Origin of the sequence: Trebonia sp., assembly GCF_049794275.1 — a bacterium.
In the GTDB taxonomy this organism is placed as follows: domain Bacteria; phylum Actinomycetota; class Actinomycetes; order Streptosporangiales; family Streptosporangiaceae; genus Trebonia.
Genome location: NZ_JBARCR010000650.1, coordinates 1 through 2444, shown reverse-complemented (window position 1 = coordinate 2444; position 2444 = coordinate 1). Strand labels below are relative to the sequence as shown.

Annotated in this window: 4 protein-coding genes; 2 read left to right on the top strand and 2 right to left on the bottom strand. The window is 69.8% G+C overall.

Annotated features, from left to right (window positions below; genetic code table 11):
* Positions 1 to 259: HNH endonuclease signature motif containing protein (locus WA805_RS17500; RefSeq protein WP_425242864.1), on the top strand; the 259-nt coding region annotated here is incomplete at its 5' end.
* A gap of 34 nt (positions 260 to 293) precedes the next feature.
* Here WA805_RS17500 and WA805_RS17495 read toward each other — a convergent pair.
* Both WA805_RS17495 and WA805_RS17490 read right to left on the bottom strand, forming a co-directional pair.
* Positions 294 to 794, bottom strand: a complete 501-nt coding sequence (locus WA805_RS17495) for a GNAT family N-acetyltransferase (protein WP_425242863.1) — start codon at positions 792 to 794, stop codon at positions 294 to 296.
* 50 nt (positions 795 to 844) lie between these two features.
* Positions 845 to 1396 (bottom strand): GNAT family N-acetyltransferase, encoded by a 552-nt coding sequence (locus WA805_RS17490; RefSeq protein WP_422280680.1) that lies wholly within the window; start codon positions 1394 to 1396, stop codon positions 845 to 847.
* Between the two features lie 240 nt (positions 1397 to 1636).
* On the opposite strand from WA805_RS17490, the gene WA805_RS17485 reads away from it, so the two are divergent.
* Positions 1637 to 2444: MFS transporter (locus WA805_RS17485; RefSeq protein WP_425242862.1), on the top strand; the 808-nt coding region annotated here is incomplete at its 3' end.

The following is a 2444-nucleotide window of genomic DNA, read 5'->3' as shown; positions in this document are numbered from 1 at the left end:
GCTCCGCGACCGCGGCTGCGCCTGGCCACGGTGCGGAAGACCCGCCGCCTGGTGCGACGTGCACCACCTGCAGCACAAGAAAGACGGCGGCAAAACCGCCGTCACCGACTGCGTGCTGCTGTGCCAGTTCCACCACGACATCTGCATCCACCGCCGCGGCTGGCGGCTCGTGCTCCACCCCGACGGAACCACCACCGCTTACGGCCCGGAGGGCCAGGTGCTGCACAGCCACTCACCGCCCACCACCCGCGCGGGCTGAGCCCCGTACGGGGAGCAGCCATGGTGCCGTGGGACTATGACAGCTCTTTGCGCATCAGCGTGCACATGGTCTCGTAGCGGAAGATGGATCCGTCGGGAGCCTGCTCGTCCCAGGACTCGGATGCCCGTCCGTAGGCGACGTACCCGAGCCGGTCGTACAGCGCGCGTGCCCGCGGGTTGGATTCTTCGACGCCCAGTTCGGCCCGGTGCAGGCCACGGGCGAGGATGCGCTGCTCCGCCGCGTGGATGAGGATGGTGCCGATCCCGCACGACTGCAGCGCCCCGTGAACGGCCAGTTGCCAGAGCGTTCCCGCTCCGGGGCTCTCGGCGTAGTCGATCCCGCCGAGCGCTACCGGCAGCCCCGACGGCGGGCAGACGGCGAGATAGTCCACCTCGCCGCGCCGGGCTCGCTCCAGCGCCTTGGCGATGCTCGTCAGATGGGTCGCTGACCCGGACCACGCACATGACGGCAGATCCTCTGTGGTCAGGTCCCGGATCGTCAGTGGTATCACGACTTCGGTCGCGGAGCGCGCCATAGGTCCACTGTTGACCACGGCACCGGCAGCCGTCACTAGGTTTTACGCGCCTAGCCCGCGAGGGGGTCAGGGTCGGTACGCAGGCGACTGTAGAGGTAGCCGTCGCGCCACTGGCCCGCACGGAACTCGGCCGCGCGTACGACGCCTTCGAGGGTGAACCCGGCCTTTTCCAGTGACCGCTGCTCCGCGGCGTTCTCGGCATGCGTGGCCGCCTCGATTCGCTGCACAGGCGTGTGCTCGAACAGGTATGAGCAGAACATCGCCTGCGCGCGCCAGCCGATGCCCTGGCCGCGCCACTCCGGCAGCAGCGCGATGCCGATCTCCCAGCAATACCCCTGGGAGCCGTGCAACCGCCTCCGGTAGGACACCAGGCCAGCCGGTTCTCCGCCCGGCTCGGTTCCCGCCGCCACCTCCACGATCAGCCGGCCGTCGTCCTCGCCGAGATAGCTGTCGGTATCGAATCTGCGCTGGACGGCCTTCGGATCGCGGAACCCGGACCAGTCCAGGCCTACCAGGCCCGGCTCGACCGCGAAGCGACGGAACATGTCGAGGTCGGCCTCGGTGACGGGCCGCAGCCTGATCTCGGGCGAGTGACGTGCCATGCGTATCCCTTCCTGATTCCTAGGCCGGCGGCGCCAAGGGCTCACGCCTGCACGCTAGCGCGGCACGCCAGCCGCGGTCAGGACCCGAATAGCCGCTCGCTAGCCCACCCGTCAGAACAGGTCAGGCCGCAACCACCGCCAGCAGGAGATTTGCTTCCAAAAAGCTTCTGTACTAGAACTAATATTAGTTCTAGTACAGAAGTAATCGGAGAGAGACTTGCTGAACACGATGGGCCGCTCGTGGTGACCTTGCTGCGCGAGCCGGCCAGGCCGGCCGCGATCCGTGAGCATCGCCTCGCGCCGTGGTTCGCGGTTGGCACGGTATGTTTCGGCGCGTTCATGGGCCAGCTGGACGCGAGCGTCGTCACGGTGGCGTTTCCCGCGCTGCAACGGCAGTTCAGTGCCGGCCTGGCGGCCGTGCAATGGGTCTCCCTCGCGTACCTGCTGGCGCTGACGACGCTGCTCGTGCCGGCCGGCCGCTGGTCCGACCGGGCTGGCCGCAAGCTGCTGTACCTCTACGGGTTCGTGGTGTTCGCCGCCGCGTCGGCGGGCTGCGGCCTGGCGACCTCGATCGGCATGCTGATCGCGTTGCGGCTGGTCCAGGCGGTCGGCGCGGCGATGCTGCAGGCGAACAGCGTGGCGCTGGTGGTCACCAGCATGCCAGCGCGAAAGCGCCGGGCTGCGCTGGGCGTGCAGGCGGCCGCGCAGGCCGTCGGCCTCGCGTCCGGCCCGGTGCTTGGCGGCCTGATCGTGGCCGCGGTGGGCTGGCGCTGGGTGTTCTTCCTCAACGTCCCCGTGGGTGTGATCGCGGTCGCGGCCGGGGTGTTCCTGCTGCCCCGCACGCGACGGCGCGCGGAATCCCGGGGCACCGACCCGGCCGGGATGGTCTTGCTCGCCGTCTCGACGACAGCCGGCATGCTGGCCATCTCTTCCCTCTCCGGGCTGGGGATGCCGGCCTGGGCGGTGGTCTCCTGCGCGGCCGGCGCTGTGGTCGCCGCGGCGGCGCTGTGGCGGCAGGAGCGGCGCTCCGCCGCGCCCTTGCTCGACC